The 21786-nt window shown below is 64.8% G+C and carries 18 protein-coding genes; 10 read left to right on the forward strand and 8 right to left on the reverse strand.

From position 1 onward, the window contains the following. Nucleotides 1-18 precede the first annotated feature (18 nt). Entirely contained in the window at nucleotides 19-399 is a 381-nt protein-coding gene (locus G513_RS20545; protein WP_022974807.1) for a DUF6489 family protein, read from the forward strand. On the opposite strand, the gene G513_RS0100175 is transcribed toward G513_RS20545, so the two are convergent. The 3 genes from G513_RS0100175 to recQ all read right to left on the reverse strand — a co-directional run bounded on the left by G513_RS0100175 (nucleotide 396) and on the right by recQ (nucleotide 3695). Beyond that, complete coding sequence (locus G513_RS0100175) at nucleotides 396-695, reverse strand: hypothetical protein (RefSeq protein WP_156891310.1); 300 nt, start codon at nucleotides 693-695, stop codon at nucleotides 396-398. The genes G513_RS20545 and G513_RS0100175 overlap by 4 nt on opposite strands. A 93-nt stretch (nucleotides 696-788) precedes the next feature. Further along, the gene (locus G513_RS0100180; protein ID WP_022974809.1) at nucleotides 789-1262 is read right to left on the reverse strand and encodes a hypothetical protein; all 474 of its coding nucleotides are present in this window, start codon (nucleotides 1260-1262) and stop codon (nucleotides 789-791) included. 156 nt (nucleotides 1263-1418) lie between these two features. Further along, nucleotides 1419-3695 carry a DNA helicase RecQ gene (recQ, locus tag G513_RS0100185; RefSeq protein ID WP_022974810.1) on the reverse strand — a complete coding sequence of 759 codons (2277 nt, stop codon included), beginning with the start codon at nucleotides 3693-3695 and terminating at the stop codon, nucleotides 1419-1421. Between the two features lie 107 nt (nucleotides 3696-3802). Between recQ and G513_RS20550 the strand changes: the two genes are divergently transcribed. The 3 genes from G513_RS20550 (at nucleotide 3803) to G513_RS0100200 (ending at nucleotide 8230) form a co-directional block, all read left to right on the forward strand. Then, nucleotides 3803-5122: a YihY/virulence factor BrkB family protein gene (locus G513_RS20550; protein ID WP_022974811.1), complete on the forward strand. Its 1320-nt coding sequence runs from the start codon at nucleotides 3803-3805 to the stop codon at nucleotides 5120-5122. A 65-nt stretch (nucleotides 5123-5187) separates the two neighbouring features. Further along, nucleotides 5188-6906 (forward strand): AMP-binding protein, encoded by a 1719-nt coding sequence (locus tag G513_RS0100195; protein WP_022974812.1) that lies wholly within the window; start codon nucleotides 5188-5190, stop codon nucleotides 6904-6906. 163 nt (nucleotides 6907-7069) lie between these two features. Further along, nucleotides 7070-8230, forward strand: a complete 1161-nt coding sequence (locus G513_RS0100200; protein ID WP_084711260.1) for an OmpA family protein — start codon at nucleotides 7070-7072, stop codon at nucleotides 8228-8230. A gap of 112 nt (nucleotides 8231-8342) precedes the next feature. On the opposite strand, the gene G513_RS0100205 is transcribed toward G513_RS0100200, so the two are convergent. Then, nucleotides 8343-10118: a patatin-like phospholipase family protein gene (locus G513_RS0100205; RefSeq protein WP_022974814.1), complete on the reverse strand. Its 1776-nt coding sequence runs from the start codon at nucleotides 10116-10118 to the stop codon at nucleotides 8343-8345. Nucleotides 10119-10265: 147 nt separating this feature from the next. Between G513_RS0100205 and G513_RS0100210 the strand changes: the two genes are divergently transcribed. Further along, a complete protein-coding gene (locus G513_RS0100210; RefSeq protein ID WP_022974815.1) occupies nucleotides 10266-11039 on the forward strand; it encodes a class I SAM-dependent methyltransferase in 774 nt (257 codons plus the stop codon). A 16-nt stretch (nucleotides 11040-11055) separates the two neighbouring features. Here G513_RS0100210 and crp read toward each other — a convergent pair whose 3' ends face one another. Continuing rightward, a complete protein-coding gene (gene crp / locus G513_RS0100215; RefSeq protein WP_022974816.1) occupies nucleotides 11056-11697 on the reverse strand; it encodes a cAMP-activated global transcriptional regulator CRP in 642 nt (213 codons plus the stop codon). A gap of 102 nt (nucleotides 11698-11799) precedes the next feature. On the opposite strand from crp, the gene G513_RS0100220 reads away from it, so the two are divergent. The 3 genes from G513_RS0100220 to G513_RS24505 all read left to right on the forward strand — a co-directional run bounded on the left by G513_RS0100220 (nucleotide 11800) and on the right by G513_RS24505 (nucleotide 14690). Then, complete coding sequence (locus G513_RS0100220; protein ID WP_022974817.1) at nucleotides 11800-12219, forward strand: OsmC family protein; 420 nt, start codon at nucleotides 11800-11802, stop codon at nucleotides 12217-12219. A gap of 154 nt (nucleotides 12220-12373) precedes the next feature. Continuing rightward, the gene (speD, locus tag G513_RS0100225) at nucleotides 12374-13168 is read left to right on the forward strand and encodes an adenosylmethionine decarboxylase (RefSeq protein WP_022974818.1); all 795 of its coding nucleotides are present in this window, start codon (nucleotides 12374-12376) and stop codon (nucleotides 13166-13168) included. A 271-nt stretch (nucleotides 13169-13439) separates the two neighbouring features. Beyond that, nucleotides 13440-14690: an adenylate/guanylate cyclase domain-containing protein gene (locus G513_RS24505; protein ID WP_169560467.1), complete on the forward strand. Its 1251-nt coding sequence runs from the start codon at nucleotides 13440-13442 to the stop codon at nucleotides 14688-14690. On the opposite strand, the gene egtB is transcribed toward G513_RS24505, so the two are convergent. Genes egtB through coq7 form a run of 3 tightly spaced genes read right to left on the reverse strand, consistent with a single transcriptional unit; the run spans nucleotide 14687 to nucleotide 17649 of the window. Further along, nucleotides 14687-15862, reverse strand: a complete 1176-nt coding sequence (gene egtB / locus G513_RS0100235) for an ergothioneine biosynthesis protein EgtB (protein ID WP_022974820.1) — start codon at nucleotides 15860-15862, stop codon at nucleotides 14687-14689. The two genes, G513_RS24505 and egtB, sit on opposite strands and share 4 nt — an antisense overlap. Before the next feature lie 3 nt (nucleotides 15863-15865). Next, nucleotides 15866-16900: an L-histidine N(alpha)-methyltransferase gene (gene egtD / locus G513_RS0100240; protein WP_211219584.1), complete on the reverse strand. Its 1035-nt coding sequence runs from the start codon at nucleotides 16898-16900 to the stop codon at nucleotides 15866-15868. Nucleotides 16901-16953: 53 nt separating this feature from the next. Continuing rightward, the gene (gene coq7 / locus G513_RS0100245; protein WP_022974822.1) at nucleotides 16954-17649 is read right to left on the reverse strand and encodes a 2-polyprenyl-3-methyl-6-methoxy-1,4-benzoquinone monooxygenase; all 696 of its coding nucleotides are present in this window, start codon (nucleotides 17647-17649) and stop codon (nucleotides 16954-16956) included. A 99-nt stretch (nucleotides 17650-17748) separates the two neighbouring features. Between coq7 and G513_RS0100250 the strand changes: the two genes are divergently transcribed. Further along, a complete protein-coding gene (locus G513_RS0100250) occupies nucleotides 17749-19458 on the forward strand; it encodes a M28 family peptidase (protein WP_022974823.1) in 1710 nt (569 codons plus the stop codon). A gap of 29 nt (nucleotides 19459-19487) precedes the next feature. Continuing rightward, the gene (locus G513_RS0100255; protein WP_022974824.1) at nucleotides 19488-21767 is read left to right on the forward strand and encodes an acyl-CoA dehydrogenase domain-containing protein; all 2280 of its coding nucleotides are present in this window, start codon (nucleotides 19488-19490) and stop codon (nucleotides 21765-21767) included. The last annotated feature ends 19 nt before the right edge of the window (nucleotides 21768-21786 follow it).

Consider the following 21786-nt stretch of genomic DNA (forward strand, 5'->3'; position numbering starts at 1 on the left):
CCGCTCGAGGAACCCGCCATGCAGATTCGCATCGAGATCGACGTCAAGCCTGAAGAACTGCGCCGCTTTCTGGGTCTGCCGGACGTCGCCGGCCTGCAGGAAGATCTGATCAGTTTCCTGCGCGACAAGCTCGGCGCAGCGGCGGAGACCTTCGATCCCTCGAGCTTCGTCAAGGACAACCTGCAGACGCTGCGGCAGAGCGCGCCTTGGCAACTGCTGGTGTCGTCGGCGAAGGCCAGGTCGTCAGCGAGCGCAGCAGCGCCAGCGGAAAAAACGGCCGCCAAGCGGACGCGCAAGCGTTCGGCGAAAGCGGATGGGACGACGGAAGCGAAGCCCGCTCGCCGACGCAAGACTGCCAGGCGGAAAGTGGCGAAGCCACCTTCGAGCAGCGAGAGCTAGGGTCTGTTGGCGTCGGTATGGGTCGAGCGCAGCAAGGCTCTGACCAGTGCAAGACGGCGGCGATGATCGCCGATCACGCGCTTCGCGGTTCGCGGCAGCAGGTCGATCTGATAACGCAGGGTTTCACCCGGTCGGCGGCTGCGGCGAATGATCTGCCAGCGTTCCTGCAAGCCTTGGCGGTGACCGTCGATGGCCCGCGCCTCGTTGCGTGCGAAGCGCCGCAACAAGTCCTGCAATCTGCTCTGACGGCTGTCGGCGATGACGCCTGGCAACCGCTCTGAATGTTTTGAAGTCATGGTGTTGGGGCAGCCCCCAGAACGAATGAACCGCGTGGTCTTGCGACCACGCGGTTCAGGATCATCGCGACTGCGGTGATCGGCCGAGGTCGATTACTTGTCGAGCTTGGCGGCGGCCTTCTTGACCGTCGAAACGGCTTTCTTGGTCGTGCTCTTGACTGCCTTCTCAGCCTTCTTCGCCAGCACCGGCTTGCCGGTCAGCTGCGCCTGGATCGTTTCGACGCCGGTCTTGACGACCTTGTACAGCTCTTCGCCGGTGCGCGAGACGACGGTGACCGTCTGGCTGAACGGGGCGGTCAGCGTGCCGGTGGTCGGCAGGTAGCTGATCGGGTCGGCGGCGACAGCCTTCAGGCCGTCCGTCTTCGCCTTCTCGAAGCTGGACACGGCAGCCGAGTAGATTTCCTTGGCGGCAGTGGTGTTCTCGCTGACCAGCGACTTGTAGCCGCCGACGACCACATCGCCAGCCTGCTTCAGGCTGTCGATGGAAATCTCGGCAACCTTCTGGCCCTGACCAGAAATGGATTCAACGCGGCCTTTGACATCTTCAACAACGCTCTGCAGGTTCATCTTTGTACTCCTCATGCTTGGGACGGGTGCTCAGATGTTGCGACGCAACAATTGATGCACCGCATCATAACAGCGCGTTTTTGACTGTCAACCACGAATTCGTCCGGCAGACAAGCGGTCAGCGAAGAATTTTCTGCGGCCCGCGTTTCGGCTGATTCAACCCGCGCGTTTCTGGCCATGCCGCCAGGCTCGGACCAGACGCAATTCTTCGTAGCTGTAGGCGCCACTGCCGAGCGCTTCCCAGGCCGGACGCAACCGCGCCTCGCCGTGCGCCTGCAGTGCACTGGCGATCGTCTGCACACGATCGGCCGGCACTAGACGCGACAACTCCAGCGCCACGCCGTGAGCGAACAGCGCTTCGAGATGGCCAGCAATCGTCGCGGCATCCAAGCCGCGCTTCGCAGCAATCTCGTCGAGTTCCAATCCCTGCTCGAACAGCCGCTGGCTGGCGGCGACGGTGTCCGGCAGGTCTTCATCGACGATCTGTTTCTCGTCGACGACGAACGCCGCCGCATCTTCGGCTGGCGCTTCCGGCACCGACAAACCTTTGTCGACCAGAAACGCACGAATCGCCGCGGTGAACGCTGCCCCGTACTGCGCGAGCTTGCGGCTGCCGACGCCGGAGATGTCGAGAAACGTGGCGCTGGTCAGCGGCTGGCGCTCGGCCATCTGCTTCAAGCTGGCATCGCTGAACACCACGTAGGGCGGCACACCCTGCTGATCGGCCAAGGTCTTGCGCAGGCCGCGCAGCGCTTCGAACAGAGCCTCCGCTTCCGGCATCGCCGAAGTGTCGAGTTCGACGCTCGCGCCGCGCCGCTTCTTCGGCTTGGCGGTCTTCGGCGCGATCGCGACCTGCACCGGCCGCTCGCCCTTGAGCACCGCGCGGCTCGCTTCGTTCAGGCACAGCACCGGATATTCATTGCCGGTTTCGCCAAGCAGACCCTGGTGCAGCAGCGCCCGCACCAGCAGCCGCCATTCGTCCTGCGAACGCTGCTTGCCGATGCCGTAGACGCTCAAGGCCTGATGGCCGCGATCAATGAGCTTTTGGGTTTCCGAACCACGCAGGATGTCGATCAGATAGGCCGCGCCGTAGCGCTCGTTGCGCTGCGCCAGCCGCGCGATCGCCGACAGGAACTGCCTTGCTTCGAGTGTCCAATCCTCGACCGGCTTTGGATCGTTGCAGTTGTCGCAGGCGCCGCAGGGTGCTTCGAAGTTCTCGCCGAAGTAGCGCAGCTGGATCGCGCGGCGGCATTCGGTGGATTCGGCGTAATCCAGCACCTTGCGCAGCTGCTGCTTGGCCACGCGCTGCTCGGCTTCCAGCGGCGCGCCAGTCTGCGGGTCGACCTTCTGGGCGATCAGGAACTCGGCGGTCTTCAGGTCGCCGATGCCGAAGTACAGCAGGCAGTCGGCCTTCAGGCCATCGCGGCCGGCGCGGCCGGCTTCCTGGTAATAGCCTTCCATGGTTTTCGGCAGGTCGTAATGCACGACCCAGCGCACGTCCGGCTTGTTGATGCCCATGCCGAACGCGATCGTCGCGACGATCACCTGAGCATCGTCGCGGATGAACGCATCCTGGTTCGAGCGCCGCGTGTCGGCGTTCAGGCCGGCGTGATACGGCAACGCGCGGATGCCGTCCTCGGCGAGCCCGGACGCCAGTTCGTCGACCCGCTTGCGCGACAGGCAGTAGACGATGCCGGAATCATTCGGCCGCTTGCGCGCACGATCGAGCAATTCGTTGTAACTGCGGCCGTCCTTGGCACTGACCGCGTAATGCAGGTTCGGCCGGTTGAAGCTGGAGACGTGAATCGTCGGCTCGACCAGCCCCAGCTGATGGACGATGTCCTGCCGCACGCGGCCAGTAGCCGTCGCGGTGAACGCGAACACCGGCACGTCCGGAAAGTGATCGCGCAGGCAGTGCATCTGCCGGTAGTCCGGGCGGAAGTCGTGTCCCCATTCGGAGACGCAGTGCGCCTCGTCGATGGTGAAGCCGGACAAACCTTGCACGTCCTTGAGCCGCGGCAGGAAGCCGCTCAGGAAGTCCGGCGTCAGCAGCCGTTCGGGCGCCAGATAGAGCAGCTTGTAATCGCCGCGCAGCAGGCCGGCGGTGGTGTCGCTGGCTTCGCGTGCGGTCAGCGATGAATTCAGAAACGCGGCATCGATGCCGTTGTCGCGCAGCAGTCGCACCTGGTCTTGCATCAGCGCGATCAGTGGCGAGACCACCACCATCACACCCGGCCTGAGCAGCGCCGGCAACTGGAAGCACAGGGATTTGCCGCCGCCGGTCGGCATGATCGCCAGCAGGTCGCGGCCGGCCATCGCATCACCGACCACGGCCTGCTGGCCGGGGCGAAAACTGTCGAAGCCGAACCAGCGCTTCAGCGCGGCTTCCAGCGATCCGTCGATCAGATTTGCGGTTTCGGCGACAGGCAACATTGCAGGCGGTGGCATCCAGGCGTGCGGGAGACGGTCTGCATTGTCGCCGGTCGCGGCGGCAGCGACACATGGACAGCATCGGATGAGGCCGCGACAATCGGCCGATCATGCTTCCCGATCCCTACCATCGCGTACACCGGCTGCTGTGGCTGAGCGAGCCCCGCTCGATCTGGGGCCGCCGTCTGCTGAAGCCTGGCCGTTATGCGCTGGCGCTGCTGCGCGATCTGCTCGAAGGCGAAATTGCCCTGCGGGCGATGAGCCTGGTCTACACCACCCTGCTGTCGCTGGTGCCGCTGCTGGCGCTGGCGTTCTCGGTGCTGAAGGCTTTCGGCGTGCACAACTCGCTGGAACCGATCCTGGCCCAGGCGCTGGAGCCGCTCGGCGATCAGGCCAAGGTGATCAGCGACAACGTCATCGCCTTCGTCGACAACATCAAGGTCGGCGTGCTCGGCTCGATCGGCATCGCGCTGCTGCTGTACACCTCGGTGTCGATGATTTCGAAGATCGAAGCCAGCTTCAATTTCATCTGGAAGATCAAGCAGGAGCGTGGCGTTACCCAGCGCTTCGGCGAGTATCTGTCGGTGCTGCTGATCGGCCCGGTGCTGGTGTTCTCCGCGCTCGGCCTGACCGCGACCCTGCGCTCGAGCACCATCGTCATGACCCTGGCGATGTACGAGCCGTTCGGCACCACCTTGCTGCTGATCACCAAGCTGGCGCCGTATGTGCTGATCGTAGGTGCGCTGACCTTCATCTACAGCTTCATTCCGAATACCCGGGTGAAGTTCCGCGCCGCAGCAGCCGGTGGCCTGTTCGCCGGCATCGCCTGGGAGAGCGCCAGCATCGGTTTTGCCCGCTTCGTCAGCGGCGCCAGCAGTTACAGCGCGATCTACTCCGGCTTTGCGATCATCATCATCCTGCTGATCTGGCTGTATGTGAGCTGGCTGATCGTGCTGTACGGCTGCCGACTGGCGTTCTACATCCAGAATCCGCGTCATCTGGTCGGCAACCTGGTCAGTGCACCGCCGGCGAGCCGGGAGTCCGAATATCTGCCGATGCGCGTGATGATGCTGGCGGCGCGGCGCTTTCAGTCCGGCGAGCCGGCGCTGCCGTTCATCGAGGTCGAGCGCTTGCTCGCGGCCAATGCCGATCGCCTCGAACATGCGGTGAGCCTGCTCACCAGTTGCGGCGCGCTGATCGAAACCGAGCCCGATCGTCGCCTGCTGCCAGCGCGCGATCCTTCCAGCTATACGCTGGCCGAACTGTGGCTCTGGTGTCGCGGCGGCTTGCCAGAGTCTGTTGCTGGCGGCGCCAGCGATGCCGACGATCGCCTGCTGCTGCGCTTCATTGCTCAGACCGAAGCCGACGCGGCTGCCAGCGGCACGCCGTCCTTTGCGGACTGGCTGCGCAGCAGAGACGTTTCCCTATAATCAAAGCGCGCTGAACAAGACCGCGGGCGACGCGGCCAGATAGCAGTAAACCAAGGAAAACGACCATGGCGAAGCGGGGAGAACCGGGCGATCCAGCAATCGCCGGGGCAACCGAGGCAGCGGCTCCGCGGGTCTGGCTCAAGGCCTATGCGAGCGGCGTGCCTGCCGACATCGAACCCTCTGGCCATGCCTCGCTGGCCGCGATCATCGACAGCGCCTGCGAGCGCTACCGCGATCTGCCGGCCTTCGAGAACATGGGCACGGTGCTGTCCTACGACGATGTCGACCGGCTGTCGCAGGACTTCGCGTCCTGGCTGCAGAACGTCGCCGGCCTGCTGCCGGGTGATCGCGTCGCGGTGATGATGCCGAACCTGCTTCAGTACCCGATCGCGGTGTTCGGCATCCTTCGCGCCGGCTTGGTGGCGGTCAACGTCAACCCGCAGTACACGCCGCGCGAACTGGAACACCAGCTCAAGGATTCCGGGGCAAAGGCGATCGTGATCGTCGAGAACTGTGCGGCGACCCTGGCTCAGGTGATCGCGGCGACTTCGCTTTCGATCGTCATCACCACGCAGATCGGCGATCTACTGCCGTTCCCGAAAAGCCTGCTGACCAACTTCGTGGTCAAACGGATGAAGCGGATGGTGCCGGCCTGGTCATTGCCGGGCAGCGTGCCGTTCCGCACGACCTTGGCCCGCGGCCGCGCCCAGCCCTATCACCGCGTGCAGCTCGCGCCTGCCGATATCGCCTTCCTGCAGTACACCGGCGGCACCACCGGGCTTTCCAAGGGCGCGACGCTGAGCCACGGCAATCTGGTGGCGAACCTGCTGCAGATGCAGGCCTGGATCGGGCCGAAGCTGAGCGACGGCGGCGACATCGTGGTCACCGCACTGCCGCTGTATCACATCTTCGCGCTGACGGTGAATTGCATGCTGTTCCTGCACGTTGGCGGCAAGAACCTGCTGATTACCGATCCGCGCAACCTCGATGCCTTCGTCGCCGAGTTGGGCAGACAGCGCTTCACCGCGTTCACTGGCGTCAACACGCTGTTCAACGGCCTGGTCAATCACCCGGATTTCGCCGATCTCGATTTCTCGGCGCTGAAGTTCACCGTCGGCGGTGGCGCAGCCGTGCAGCAGGTGGTCGCCGAAAAATGGAAGGCGCTGACCGGCGTGGCGCTGACCGAAGGCTACGGCTTGTCCGAAACCTCGCCCGGTGTCTGCTTTTCGCCGATCGACCGGCCGGACTGGAACGGCACCATCGGCCTGCCGCTGCCGTCGACCTGGGTGTCCCTGCGCGATGACGACGAGCGCGAGGTGGCGGTCGGCAAGCCCGGCGAACTCTGCGTCAAAGGCCCGCAGGTGATGCGCGGCTACTGGAACCGGCCGACCGAAAACGCCGCCGCGTTCACGGCCGACGGTTATCTGAAGACGGGAGACATCGCCACCGTCGATGCCGAGGGCTGGTTCCGGATCGTCGATCGCAAGAAGGACATGATCTTGGTCTCAGGCTTCAACGTGTATCCGAACGAAATTGAGAACATCGTCACACTTCATTCCGGCGTGCTCGAATGCGCCTGCATCGGCATACCGGACCCGAAAACCGGCGAAGCGGTCAAGATCTTCGTGGTCCGCAAAGACCCGACTCTGACCGCCGAAACCCTGCGCGAGCATTGCCGCGTCCACCTGACCGGGTACAAATTACCGAAAGCAATCGAGTTCCGGGACGCCTTGCCGAAATCGAATGTCGGCAAGATTCTGCGCAAGGAATTACGTGCGCATTAAGCTGTCTTTCGGCTAGCCGCCCCTTTTTTTTGATGCACTGCGTTTGCGTGTGTGTGCCTTGGCCTTTTATGCTCCCGGCACAAATGTTGAAGACCGGCCGGGCAACGCCTGTTGTCCCGCTCGGGTTGTCCCCCCGTAAATAGAACAAAAGGAGCAACTGGCCATGAGAAACACTGCATTGGCGCTGGCACTACTCGCATGTACTGGAGTTGCCACCGCCGCCGACTATTCGAAGACGACGTATGGCGCTGTGATGGGTAGCTACACGGCGCCAGCCAGCGAGCGTGATGCCAACTACGGCATTGGTGGCCAAGTGGTTTTCCTCGGCCTGCCGCTGAGCGATCACCTGAATCTCGAATTTTCGGGCTTCGGTACCAGCCTGGACCGCGACTCCGACGGCAAGCAGGACGCCCAGCTCGGCGTCGGCATCGATCTGCTCGTGCCGCTGGTCAAGGGTCCGTTCCGTCCGTTCGTGCTCGCCGGTGTTGGTGGCATGTACGAGGAACTGGGCACCTCGCTCGATACCAAGACGGTGTCGCCGTACATAAACTTTGGTGCCGGCGCGCTGTTTGCGCTGACCGATCGTCTTTCGGCACGTGCCGAAGCTCGTTACGTCCTTGATTACAACGATGAATCGGTCGCGGGATCGGACACTTTCGGTGACTGGCGCTTCAACGTAGGCCTGCAGTACGCCTTCGGCGCCCCGGTTGCACCGCCGCCGCCGCCAGTCGTTGCCAAGGCTCCGCCACCGCCGCCACCGCCGCCGCCGCCGGATAGCGACAAGGACGGCGTCATCGACAGCCTCGACAAGTGCCCAGGCACCCCGGCTGGCGTGAAGGTCGATGCCAGCGGTTGCCCGCTCGACACCGACGGTGACGGCGTTGCCGATTACCTTGACAAGTGCCCGGGTACTCCGAAGGGCTTCAAGGTTGATGCCGAGGGTTGCATCATCGAGCAGACGGTTGTGCTGCGCGGTGTCAACTTCGAGTACAACAAGGATCAGCTGACCTTGAACGCGCAGGGCATCCTCGATGCGATCCTGCCGGGCCTCGAGTCGCAGCCGAAGCTGACGCTTGAAATCGGTGGTCATACCGATTCCAAGGGTGCTGACGGTTACAACCTGTCGCTCTCCAAGCGTCGCGCTGAATCCGTCCGCAAGTACCTGATCAGCAAGGGCATTTCGGCTGATCGCATGGCCGCTGTCGGATACGGCGAGAAGAAGCCGATCGCCGACAACGCCACTGAAGCCGGCCGCGCCGAGAACCGCCGCGTCGAGTTCCAGGTGCTGACCAAGCCGCTGGCGGTCAAGGTCATCAAGAAGTAAGACCTAGCCTCAGGCAGCAAGCTGAATCAGCGGCGCCGGACGAAAGTCCGGCGCCGTTTTTCTTTGGCCGCTGCAAACCCCGCAACGAAGTTGAGGGATCTCCCGCGCGGCTTCAGTCGCCGTTGTTGGCGAGGAAGGCTTCCAGCGATTTCACGGCCTGACGGTAGCCCCGATCGATGATCTCGTCGAGCCGCTTCCAGTCGAACAGGCCGATGCCCGACACCGGCATGCGCAGATAGAGATCGGCCTGCGCCGCGCGCGCCTTGATGCCGCTTTCGCTGGCCAGGGTGGCACTGCGGAACAGGATGTCGGCCAGGGTCAGCGGCGGGCCGATGCGGTTGCGGCGCAACAGGGCTTCCGGATCAGGCCCTTCGATGCCCGGTGCGCTCAAGCCACCTTCGGTCGACACGTCGGAAGCGATGATCGGCCCACGACCCTCGGCGTGCATGATGTCGGTCGGCAAGCTGTTGGCGATGGCGCCGTCGACCAGCAGATCGCCGTTCCAGACCACCGGCGGGGCGACCCCGGGCACCGCCATGCTGGTGCCGATCCACAGGGACAGCGGCCCCTGGCGATGCACCACGGCCGTGCCTCGTGTCAGATTGGTGCTCACGCAAAAATAAGGGAGCGGCAGATCTTCGATCATCTGCTCGCCGAAGATCGTGCGCAGCCGCGTGCCGAAGCGTCGGCCGCGGATCAGCGACACGCGGGGAATCACGAAATCGTTCAGGAAGTTCTGCTGCACGAAGGTTTCGCTGGCGACCCGGCGCAGCTCGCGGCTATCGGCACCGCAGGCCAGCAGCCCGCCGAAGAAGGCACCCATGCTGGTACCACCCACGAGATCGATCGGACGCCCGAGTTCTTCCAGCGCCCGGATCAACCCGATGTGCGCGAAACCACGTGCGCCGCCGCCGCCCAGCACCAGGCCCAGCGCACGGCCGCTCAGCAGGCGCGCCAGGCGATCGTGATCGGCATCGACGGTGGGATGCACGTGGTGGTGGCTGTCGAGCGCGCAATTCGACGTCCAGTCGCGCAAGTTGGCCGCGGGTGCGTAGCCCTCGCGCAACATCACCAGTTCGATCGGCGTGCGCAGATGCAGACGCCTGAGCATCGCCGGTACGCGGCTGTCGATCGGCCTTGCATGTTCATCGGCAACGATCAGCACCCGATCGGCCTGGCGCAGACAGCGCTCGCTCCAGGCCCGGCGCGCCGGATCGGCGCAATACAGCAGGCGCCGGCCGCTGGCTTCATGCTGCGCCAGCCAGTCGATCAGCCGCGAATTGCCGAGGCTGTCGGTCACCGGCAGTTCGGAGGCGCCGGCACCCAGTTCGCCGTCGATGCGTACCGCATCGAGCCGTTCGGGGATTTCGCCCTGACGGCGAAAGGCTCGCTCCAGCCGTTCGACGAAAGCGGCGATCGGCACTCCGGGCGTCGCCGGCACGATCGCCAGCGCCGGACGCGACGGCAAGCGGGCCATCGCCGCCGGCCGCAGGTTCTGGCGCATCCGGTGAATCAGTACCCGGGTGATTTCCAGCGCCGTCGCCGGATAGCGAACGATGAAATCCAGCAGCGCCTCGCGACCAATGCGCAGCAACAGGCTGTCGCGCAGCGCATAGACCTCGCCGCTTCGCGGTTCGTCGGCCATCACGCTGATCTCGCCGATCGGCTCCAGGCGCAGGATGTCGCCGGCCACAGAACCATCGGGCCGGAACGCGCGCAGGCGTCCGGTGACGACGATATACAGACAATCGGCCGGCGCGCCGGCGGCGAACAGCGAATCTCCACCGGCAACCTGGACCTCGCTGCACAGCGCGGCGAGCTCGGCGAGCCCGCGGGCATCGAGGCTGGAGAACAGGCTGCACTGGGACAGAATGGCTGCAGCGTCCATGAAACCTCGATTCGAAAGACCCATCGCAAGCCTACCGCCGCAGCCTGTAAAAAGGCGGATCGCAGCGGAGCTTTCAACTCGCTTTCCGATCGGCGCAGTGGGTCTGCCGACGGCTAAGCTTGCGCACCCACTTTGACCAATTCCCGCATGCACGATCCCGATCGCTACCGCCCGACCGAACGCTTCGGCGACCGGGTCGACGACTATCGCCGCTACCGGCCGGGCTACCCGCCGGCGCTGACCCGCTGGCTGCTCGATGAAGCCGGGCTTGCGCCTGGTGACACAGTCGCCGACATCGGTTCCGGTACCGGCCTGCTGAGCCGGGATCTGCTGGCCGCCGGCCTGCAGGTGCAAGCCGTCGAGCCGAACATGGCAATGCGCGCAGCGGCGGAAGCCGAACTGGGATCGTTCTCCGGCTTCGCCAGCGTCGCTGGCACGGCAGAAGCGACCGGGCTGGAAACTGCATCGGTGCGCCTGCTGACTGCGGCACAAGCCTTCCACTGGTTCGTGCCGCTCAAGGCCAGGGACGAGGCGCAACGGGTGCTGGCGCCGGGCGGCGCGGCAGCACTGATCTGGAACGTGCGCCGCCTCGATGGCGTGTTTGCGATCGCCTACGAGGATCTACTGATGCGTCGCTGCCCGGACTACGCCGCTGGACAGCCGCATCAGGCGTCGATCGGCGAGATCGGTGAGTTCTTTGGCGATGCGACGATTCGCGAAGCGCGCTTCGACTACGTCCAGCAGTTCGATTTCGACGGGCTCAAGGGCCGGCTGCTGTCCTCGTCGTATACGCCAAAGGCCGACGATCCGGCGCGCGAACCCTTGCTGACCGAGCTCAGAACGATCTTCGACGCTCACCAGCAGGACGGCAGCGTCGCGTTCGAATACGACTGCCGAGCCTATCTCGCGACGATGGCTTGAAGCTCGGCTCGGCGGGTCAGGCCGTTTTCTGCTTCGCGAGACGTCCGGTCGACAGCACGATGATGCTGCGGCCCTGCGACTGCACCACGCCATCTTCCTCGAGCTTCTTCAGCACGCGGCCAGCCATTTCCCGCGAGCAGCCGACGATGCGGGCAATTTCCTGGCGGCTGATCTTGACCAGGATGCCGCGTGCATGAGCCTTGGCGTCGGGCTGGGTGGCCAGATCCATCAGGGTGCGGGCCAGACGGCCGGCGACATCGACGAAGGTCAGGTCGCGCAGACGGCCCGACGTATCGCGCAGGCGCGCCGCAAGCTGGCCAGCCAGTTCGAACATGATGTCCGGCTGTTCGCGCACGAACGTGCGGAACGCGGTGTAGCTGACTTCTGCCAGCAAGGTCGCGCTGCGGGTGCGAACGACGGCGGTACGCACCTGCTGGTCTTGGAACAGGCCCATCTCGCCAAAGAAATCGCCGGCATTCAGGTAGGCCAGCACCATCTCGCGGCCATCCTCGTCCTCGACCAGCACGCTGACCGAACCGGTGAGGATCAAAAATAGTGACTGTGGGTTGGCGCCGGCATGGACGATGGTGTGCTTCGGCGGATAGCTGCGCTTGTGCGCGGTGTTGATATAGGCCTGAACGGCTGGTTTTTCGAGCACGCGACTTCCCCCTGTTTGCCATCTGTTTCGCCGGTCGGATTCCTCGCGGCGTAAACTCCCCCGGCGAAAATATCACAGCCCCATCAAACGCCGGAAAAGCCAATGCAAGCAAGGGTTCAGTGGCACGAGAACGCCGTTTTCATCGCCGAAAGCGGTAGTGGTCACGCCATCGTCGTCGATGGTCCGGCCGAGATCGGCGGGCGCAATCTCGGCGTGCGGCCGATGGAGCTGATGCTGATGTCGGTGGGCTCCTGCTCGGCGGTCGACATCGTGCAGATCCTGAAAAAGGCACGCCAGCCGGTCAGCGGCTGCGAAGTGAAAGTGGACGGCGAACGCGCCGAAACCGATCCCAAGGTGTTCACCAAGATCCACCTGCATTTCATCGTTTCGGGCATCGGCTTGTCGGACAACCACGTCAAGCGCGCGGTGCAGTTGTCAGCCGAAAAATACTGCTCCGCCTCGATCATGCTTTCCAAGGCTGCCGAGATCACCCACGGCTACGAGATCCACGACGAAGCCTGATCCAGAGCCTCGTCGGGCTCGCTGCGCGGGGACTGTCATTCCCCGGTCATGAGACCTGAGGAAATTCGCCGGAAAATTTGATGGATAATGTCGGCCCTTCGCGGTTTGCGCGCAGGGTTTTGGTTTTCTGTTTGCCCTTACCGGGAGATGCACGTTGGCAAAGCCCACGAACAATCCGAAGCTCAAGCTGCTCGGGTTCAACAACCTGACGAAGTCGCTGAGCTTCAACATCTATGACATCTGCTATGCGCGCAATCAGCAGCAGCAGCAGGAGTACATCGAGTACATCGACGAGGCGTACAACGCCGAGCGTCTGACGGCGATCCTGACCGAGGTGGCGCACATCATCGGCGCCAACATCCTCAACGTGGCGCGCCAGGATTACGATCCGCAGGGTGCCTCGGTGACGATGCTGATCTCCGAAGGCCACCTCGATGGCATGCCCGACCCGAGCCCGAGCAAGAACTCGGTGGTGACCCATCTCGACAAGAGCCACATCACCGTCCACACCTATCCGGAGAATCATCCGGATGCCGGCATCTCGACGTTCCGCGCCGACATCGATGTCTCGACCTGCGGCAAGATTTCGCCGCTGAAGGCCTTGAACTATCTGATCAAGAGCTTCGAGAGCGACATCGTGGTGATGGATTACCGCGTCCGCGGCTTCACCCGCAACGTACGCGGCATGAAGCACTACATCGACCACACGATCGATTCGATCCAGAACTTCCTGTCGCGCGAAGTGAAGGACAAGTACGACATGGTCGACGTCAACGTCTATCAGGAGAACATCTTCCACACCAAGATGCGCCTGAAGCAGTTGAATCTCGACACCTATCTGTTCGGTGAAGGTTCGTCGGAACTGCCGCCGCGTGAAGCCAAGCGCATTCGCGAGCGGGTTGATCACGAGATCATGGAAATCTTCTACGGGCGCAACATCCAGCGCTGAGACAGCACGCGTACCCAAGCCCGCCGATGGCGGGCTTTTTTGTTGCCTTCGATGCGAGAAGGACGACGTCGGGGCAAGTGGCTTGATCGGCCATGGCCCAGCACTCTCAATGTACTGCGAAAAGCGCAGCAAACTGGTAAGAATGCGAGGGTCGTCCCTCTATTCTCGAACCGCTGCCGATCGACCCGCCATCACGCTCTTGAAACCTGACGTGAAATCCCTGCTCGGATCGATTGCTGCAGTTCTCCTCGGGCGCCGGCCGGAGATGCCGGTGATCCGCCCCGAATGGCAAGCCGAGTTCGATACCGACTGCAATCGAACCGCGGTTTCCAACATTCGCAAGCTGTTCTGGGCGGCCACCCTGCTGAATCTGGTAGCCCTGGTCACCTACGATCTGCCGCTTTACCGGCACGGCCTGTTCGAGCAGTACCGGATGTATGGCGATCTGGTGGTCTGGCGGCTGGTGAACATCGTCATGCTCGGCACCTGGTTGGTCGCTGCGCACCGTCTCGGCAACAACCTGGCACCCGACACCGCGCGCCAGATGACCGTGATCGCGATTCCGCTCGCGCTGCTGTTCTGCATCTGGCACGCGCTGCTGAGCCAGACGCTGGCGATCGACGTGTCGATCTACGCGCTGGTGCTGCTGGTGATCGCCGGAATGATCGTCACGCCGAGCCGCACGAAACTGATCGCCTACCCGATCAGCTTCGGAATCCTGATCACCGGCATCGCGCTGATCAATCCGAATCCGCTGGTGTCGTACGCGGTCGGCGTCAATGCCTTCTGCCTGACGGCCTGCGCGATGGTGGCGGACGAAGTCTGGTACCGCGCCGCCGTCCGCAGTTTCGTGCTGCGCAAGACGCTGACCGAAGAACGCAGCCGCGCCGACGAGTTGCTGCGCAACATCCTGCCGGACGCGATTGCCGATCGTCTGAAGCGGGGCGAGAGTCACGTCGTCGAATTCCATGACGACGTCTCGGTCCTGTTCGCCGACGTTGTCGGCTTCACGCAACTGGCCGCTGAGCTGCCGCCAAGTCGTTTGATCCAGCTGCTGGAAACGCTGTTCAAGGCGTTCGACGAAATTGCCGACGTGCACGGCGTCGAGAAGATCAAGACCGTCGGCGATGCCTATATGGCGGCAGCCGGCGTACCGCACGCCGTGCCTGACCACGCCGAACGAGTCGCCCGCATGGCGCTGGCGATGCTCGCCACCTGCGACTCCCTGAGCCGCGAATCCGGCATGCCGCTGAACCTGCGCATCGGCATCGACGCCGGCCCGGCGATCAGCGGCGTGATCGCGCAGAAGAAATTCGCCTACGACCTCTGGGGCGATACGGTGAATACCGCGAGCCGCATGGAAACCAGCGGCGCCGTCGGCCAGATTCATGTCACCGAAGCGTTCCGTCAGCGGCTTGGCGGCCATTTCGTGTTCGAACGGCGCGGCCATCTCGAACTCAAGGGCAAGGGACTGGTCCCGAGCCACTTGCTGATCAGCGAAGCGGAGGCCCGCGCGGCTTAGACGCTGCGCGCCAGCCGAATGCCGCTGAACTGCCAGCGCGTCGCCGGCGGAAAGAAATTGCGATAGCTGGTGCGCAGATGTCCTTGCGGCGTCGCGCAGGAACCTCCGCGCAGCACCATCTGGTTGATCATGAACTTGCCGTTGTATTCGCCGACCGCACCGGTCGCCGGCTGAAAACCGGGATACGGCAGATAGGCGCTGTGCGTCCATTGCCAGCGTTCGCCGGTCATCTGCGCGAACGCGGCACGATCGGCAGCTTGCGCGGCGATTTCCCATTCGGCTTCGGTCGGCAGGCGCGCCTCGGCCCAGCGGGCGTAGGCATCGGCCTCGTAATAGCTGACATGGCAGACCGGCGCCACTGCCGCACGCGGCTGGCGCCCGGCCAGCGTGTAGTAGCTGCCGTCATCGAACCAGTACAGCGGCGCCTGCCAGCCGCCAGCCTGCACCGCATCCCAGCCATCGGAAAGCCACAGTTCAGGCCGCGCGTAGCCGCCGTCGTCGATGAACGCCTGGTACTCGGCATTGCTGACCAGACGCGAGACCAGCGCGAAGGCTTCGGCGAACACCCGATGGCGCGGCCGTTCGTTGTCGAAGGCGAAGTCATCACCGGCGTGGCCGATCGCGTGCACATCGGCTGCGAAGCCGATCCATTGCAGCGGCACTTCGGTCGCGACCACCGCTTCGTTTCGATAGACCGGATGCAGCGGATTACGAGACAGATGGTGCTTCAGATCGGTGAGGATCAGCTCCTGATGCTGCTGCTCGTGATGCAGGCCCAGTTCGATGCGATCGAGCATTTCGGCATCAAGGCGGCCTTCGGTCAGCGCCGCCAGCAGACGCGCATCGACGGTGTTTCGATAGGCGATGACCTGATCCAGCGATGGCCGCGACATCAGCCCGCGTTCAGCCCTCGGCGCGCGCGCACCGATGCCGACGTAGTAGGAATTGAACAGCTCGCGATACGCGGAATCGACTGGCTGATAGGCCGCGTCGACTGCCGAAAGCACGAAGGTTTCGAAGAACCAGGTGCTGTGCGCGAGATGCCACTTGACCGGGCTGGCATCGGGCATCGACTGCAGCTGGCAGTCCTCCGCGCTCAGGCCCTCGGCCAGCGCCAGGCTTTGCGCACGGATGCGCGCAAAGCGATCCGACAAGGCACGGCCACGATCCACGATTCAGGCGATCGCCAGGAATACTGCGAAGCGCCGCGCCGGGTCCTGCCAGACGCGGTGACTGCTGAAGCCGGCGGCATCGAGCAGCGCGCCGAAACGGGCTGGCGTGTACTTGTACGAATACTCGGTGACGATGTGCTCGCCGGCCTCGAAATCACGTTCGGCAGGCAGCGGCTGGGTGAAACGCACGGTCTGTTGGGTGCTGGCGACGAGATGCATCTCGATTCGCCTTTCCTCGGCGTTGAACCAGGCGCGATGCGCGAACGCGCGGGGATCGAAATCGGCACCGAGCACGCGATTGGCCACCCGCAGCACATTGCGATTGAACGCCGCGGTGACGCCCAGCGCATCGTCATAGGCGGCTTCGAGCCGGCCGGCATCACGCTCGCAATCGACACCGATCAGCAGGCCGCCGAAGCCGCCGCCAAGCTGGCGCAGGGTTCTCAGCAAGGTGATTGCGCGCAGCGGCTCGAAATTGCCGATCGACGAGCCGGGGTAGAAGAACAGCGGCGGCTCCGGCACTTCATCGAGCACCGGGGCCAGCATCTGCGGGCGAGTGAGATCGGCAACCACGCCGATCGCATCGAGATCGGGATGCGCTTCGGCGATCCGCGCCACCGCCGGCCGTAGCCAGGCATCGGCGATGTCGACACCGACATAGCGGCGTGGCGCCACCGCAGACAGCCAGTCGCGCGACTTCGCGGCATCGCCGGCACCGAGATCGACCCACTGGAAGCCATCCGGCAGCGCGCGGCTGATCTCCACTGCAATCGCTTCGCGCGCTTCGCTGAAGATCGAGGCTTCGATGCGCGTCGGGTGGTATTCGTCGAGCTGGCAGATGGCATCGAACAGCGCGCTGCCCTGGGCGTCGTAGAAGAACTTCGGATCGGTGCGCGCATCCGCCGCGAGCAGGCCGGCGAGCAGGCGCGCCGCGTCCTCGGCCAGGTTCTCGGTGTGCAGTTCGACGATACGCGTGGTGGCGCTTGGGGCGACGGCGAAAAAATCGTCGCGCAAGGCGGAAGCAGAAATTTTTGTCACGTCGGGGCACTCATGGAGGCGACCCGAACTACGGGCCGACGCGGAAGGTGGATTCAGACGCGATAGGCGCCGAACTTCATGATCTGCGAGACGCCGGCCATGATCCGACGCACCGGCATCGGCACCGGCGCAGCGCCGGCCGCCGCCGCTTCTTCGCCGTGGCGCGTTTCGTCGGCGCGCATCGCTTCGACGATGGCCCGCGAGCGCCGATCTTGGCGCGGCAGCTTGCCGAGGTGCTCGTTGAGATGATCGACGACCTGGCGTTCGGTCTCCTCGACAAAACCCAGACTGGCCTTGTCGCCGACCAGCCCAGCAGCAGCGCCGATCGCGAACGATCCGGCATACCACAGCGGACTCAGCACGCTCGGCTGCTCGCCGAGTTCCCGCAAGCGGGCGTCGCACCACTGCAGGTGATTACGCTCCTCGGCGGCGGCGCGCAGCAGATGCTCGCGGACCTCGTGATCGCGCGCGACCAGCGCCTGGCCGTGATACAGCGCCTGGGCCGACACTTCGCCGGCATGGTTGACGCGCATCAAACCGGCCGCGTGCTTGCGCTCGCGCTCGTCGAGCGGCGCTTCGGCCACCCGCTCCGCGGGATAGCGGCTGGACATCGGCGCCGCCGGGCGCGCGGCAAACGGGCCTCTGGCCAGCAAGCCCAGTCCCTTGCCGACCTGCAGCAGCAGGCGATCGACGGGGGTGTAATCACGGTTCGCATCGGCGACCGGCTGCGTCGTAAAAGGCGTGGCCATTTGTGGCGCTCCAAGGTTTTTCCTATTCTGCTGGCGTTCCCTGCTACCCGCCACCCTGGCCTGGTAGCTCATCCGCCTGCACCTGCAACGGAATCCGTCATGAATCCTCCCCTCATCTGCCGGCTGGCGCTGGCGTTTGGCCTTGCCGCATCGCTTGGCAATGCCGCCTTTGCCGCGGATCCGATCGCCTCGGTGACCGGCGCCGGCCTGCCGCCGGAAGTCGCTGCGGCGGCTGCCGGCATAGATGCCGAACACATCAGGAGCCATGTCCGCTTCCTGTCCAGCGATCTGCTCGAAGGCCGCGGCACCGGCAGCCGTGGCGGCGATATCGCGGCCGAATACCTGGCCGCGCAGTTCGCGCTGGCCGGGCTCAAGCCGGCCGGCGACAACGGCAGCTATCTGCAGAAAGTGCGCTTCGCAGGCACCCAGACGCTGACCACGACGACCATGTCCTTCGTGCCCAACGAGGGCGAAGCCCTGCCGCTGAAGCTGTTCGATGACTACGTGGTGGCCGACCAGAGCCTCGCCGAGTCGGCGATCGTCGATGCGCCGCTGGTGTTCGTCGGCTACGGAATCGAAGCACCCGAGTACCAGTGGGACGATTACCGCGGCGTGGACATGCGCGGCAAGGTGGCGCTGATCATCGTCAACGAGCCGCCGTCGACCGATCCGAAATTCTTCAAGGGCGATGCGCTGACCTATTACGGGCGCTGGACCTACAAGTTCGAGCAGGCCGCGCGCAAGGGCGCGGTGGGCGCGGTGCTCATCCACCGCGAGGATCTGGCCAGCTATCCCTGGTCGGTGGTGAAAAGCTCGTGGAGCAATGAATCGGTGGCGCTGGCCGATGATCAGCGGCCGAAGCTGAAGGCGGCGTCCTGGGTGCAGCTGGAAGTGGCGCGCCTGCTTCTGGCGCTGTCCGGGCGCGATCTCGACGCCGCGATCAAGGCCGCCGGTACGCGCGAGTTCCGGGCCTTCGATCTGCCGGTGAAGCTGAGAGCCACCATCGAAAGCCACGTGCGCCGCTTCGAATCCTCGAACGTGGTGGCGATGCTGCCAGGGGCCGACAAGGCCGCACCGCGGCAGGCGGTGCTGTACAGCGCTCACTACGATCATCTGGGCGTTGCTCCCGAGATGGCCGGGCCGCCGGAGATGGATCGCATCTTCAATGGCGCGATCGACAACGCCACCGGCTGCGCGGTACTGCTCGAACTGGCGCGTGCCTATACGTCGGTGAAAGAGCCGCCGCCGCACTCGGTGATCTTCGCGGCGGTGACTGCCGAGGAGAAAGGCATGCTCGGCTCGAAGTATCTCGGCGAGCATCCGCCGCTTCCGGCGGGGCAGATCACACTGAATCTGAACTTCGACAGCTTCGCGCCGTTCGGCGTGCCGGAAAGCATCAAACTGCTCGGCGCCGATCGCCTGACTTTCTATCCGTCCGTTGAAAAGATTGCCAAGGCCTTCAAATTCACCATCGAGGCCGATTCGCGGCCGCTGGCCGGCAGCTATTACCGCTCCGATCACTTCAGCATGGCCCGTGTCGGGGTGCCGGCGTTCTCGGTCAGTCTGGGTGACAAGTACGTTGGCCAGACCCGCGAATGGGCGCAGGAAAAAAGCCGCGAATACACCGCCAAGACCTACCACCAGCCCAGCGACGAATTCCGCGAAAACATGGATTTCTCATCGAGTGTCGAGATGGCCCGTTTCGGTCTCGCCCTGGGCTGGGAGGCACTGAGCCTGCCGAAATCGATCGCCTGGCTGCCCGGCGACGAATTCGAAGCCACCCGTCGAATGAGCGAGCGCAACCCTTGATCATCACCTTGAGCCGGAGCGCCTGAGTCATGGCCTACTGGCTGCTGTTTTTCCTGATTGCTTTCGTCGCTCTGGCCCACGCCCGGGCCGGCATCCGCACCACCAGCCTGGTGCTCGGCGCGGTGACCCTGTTCTACGGCGTGTTCGGCGAATCCTGGATCGCTTTCGCGCTGATGATGATCGCCGGCCTGCTGGTGTTCGGGCCGCTGAATCTGCCGGTGCTGCGCCAGGAATGGCTGTCGCGGCCACTGTTCACCGGCTTTCGGCGGGTGCTGTCGCGGCTCGATGAACGCCAGCTCGCGGCGCTGACCGGCAGCGGCACCGGCTGGGAAGCCGAACTGTTCAACGGCCAGCCGGACTGGAGCCGTTTCCACGAAAGCTACAGCGCCCGTCTGACGCCGGACGAGCGCAGCCTGCTCGACGGCCCGCTGGCCGAGTTCTGTAGCCGCTACGCACGCGATCCGGAAACGCCAGCGGCGCACGCCCGGCTGCGCGCCTACGGCCTGCACGGTCTGGCCGTCGACGGTCTGCACGGTGGGCGCGATCTGTCGGCGCTGGCGCAGTCGGCCGCGCTGATGCGGCTCAGCGCCAGCGCCGGCAGCGATCTGGCCCGCCGTATCGGAGCGCCTTCGCGGCTGGCCTGGATCGCCGCGCTGCAGCGCCATGGCACGCCGGCCCAGCAAAGCCGCTGGCTGCCGCAACTGGCCGCGGGTGCCAATTTGCAGACCATCGAATCCGGCATTGCCGGCGATGCCGTGATCGAAGCCGGCGACGAGGGTCCGGCACTGCTGCTGACGCTCGACATCAGCTTGACCGCCGATGCGGAAATCGTTGGCTGCTGCGTCGATCTGCGCGATCCGGAAGCGCGGCTCGGGCCTGATGCTGCGACCGGGCCCACCTGGCTGCTGCTCGACGCAGCACTGTTGCGTGACAAGCGTGGCCCGCTGCGTCTGCCACTGGAGGCGGTGATCGGCGATCGCGAGCACATCGGTGAAGCCGCCCGTCAGGGTGCGGAGAGCCGCGCCGTTGCCGATGCGATCGCACCGATCGCGATTCACGCCGGTTCGACCACCGCGCTGGCACTGGCGGCCGGCAGCCTGGCCAAGCTGCACGCGCCGTTCGGGCTGTCGCTCGGTGAACGCTCGCTGGCCGAGGAAGCGCTGGCCACCCTGGCGGCACGCGCCACGGCCGCGCAGGCGCTGGCAGCGCTGACCGCCCGCGCCGTCGATCTCGGCGAGAAGCCTTACGCCGCCGCCGCGTTCGCGCGCACCCTGGGCCTGGCACAGGCGCGCGAATGCACGGCGACGGCGCGCGATCTCGGCCTCGATCAGGGCCTGTCGGCAAGGCTGGTGACCGATCTCGACGAACCGCCGTCGGAAACCCTGGAGCCGGCGCTGGTCGCCCGCACCGACGTCTACAGTGCCTGCGTGCTGCGCAGTCATGGCGCCTTCATGCAGGCCCTGGCAGCCGCGCAGGACCCGAATCCCGCCACCGCGCTGACCCGTTTCGACGACGCCCTGTGGTCACACGTCGGCCATCTGTTCGGTACCGCCACGCAGGCGTTTGCGCTGGGCCTGACGGCGAGCAGCCCGCTGTTCGGCAGCAGCGCGCCGGAAACCCAGTACCTGCGCAAGATCAATCGCTACAGTGCCGCGCTCGCGTTCGCGGCCGATGTCAGCCTCAGCGTGATGGCCAGCGAACTCGGTTCGCGCAAGCCGTATACCGCGCTGCGCGCCGTCCGCGAAGCATCGCGGCGCAGCCTGACCACCTGGCTCGGCGATGCGCTGGCGCAGCTCTATCTGGCCAGCGCGGCCTTGCGCCAGTACGACGAAGGTGGCGCCCATCTCGACGAACGCGCGGTGCTGGAACTGATCTGCACCGATGCCTTCAGCGCCTGCGAAGAAGCGCTGGACCGCCTGATCCGCCATCTGTCCTCACCGTTCCTGGCCTGGCTGACGCGGCGCATCGTGCTGCCGCTGGGTCCCAGCCGCAGGGCGCCGCGTGAAGCCACGCAGCGCAGCGTCGCCAACCAGTTGCAGAGCGACAGCCGGCTGCGCGAACGGCTAGGCGAGCGCGTCGGCCTGCCAGCTGATGCCAGCCCCTGGCCGCTGATCGATCAGGCCCTTGGCCTGATGCGTGCTGGCGAAGCCATCGAGGCGCGGGCGATCGCGGCGAAAATCACCCGCCTGTCGCGCCACGTGCCGACTCGGATCGATCAGACCCGCGACAGCGGCGTGATCGACGAGGCCGAAGCCCAGGCGCTGCGCGACTGGCTGGCCGCGGTCACCCGAATCCAGAAACCTGATTGAAATCTTCCCGAATTTCCCT

The sequence above is a fragment of the Nevskia ramosa DSM 11499 genome (genome assembly GCF_000420645.1).
GTDB lineage: Bacteria > Pseudomonadota > Gammaproteobacteria > Nevskiales > Nevskiaceae > Nevskia > Nevskia ramosa.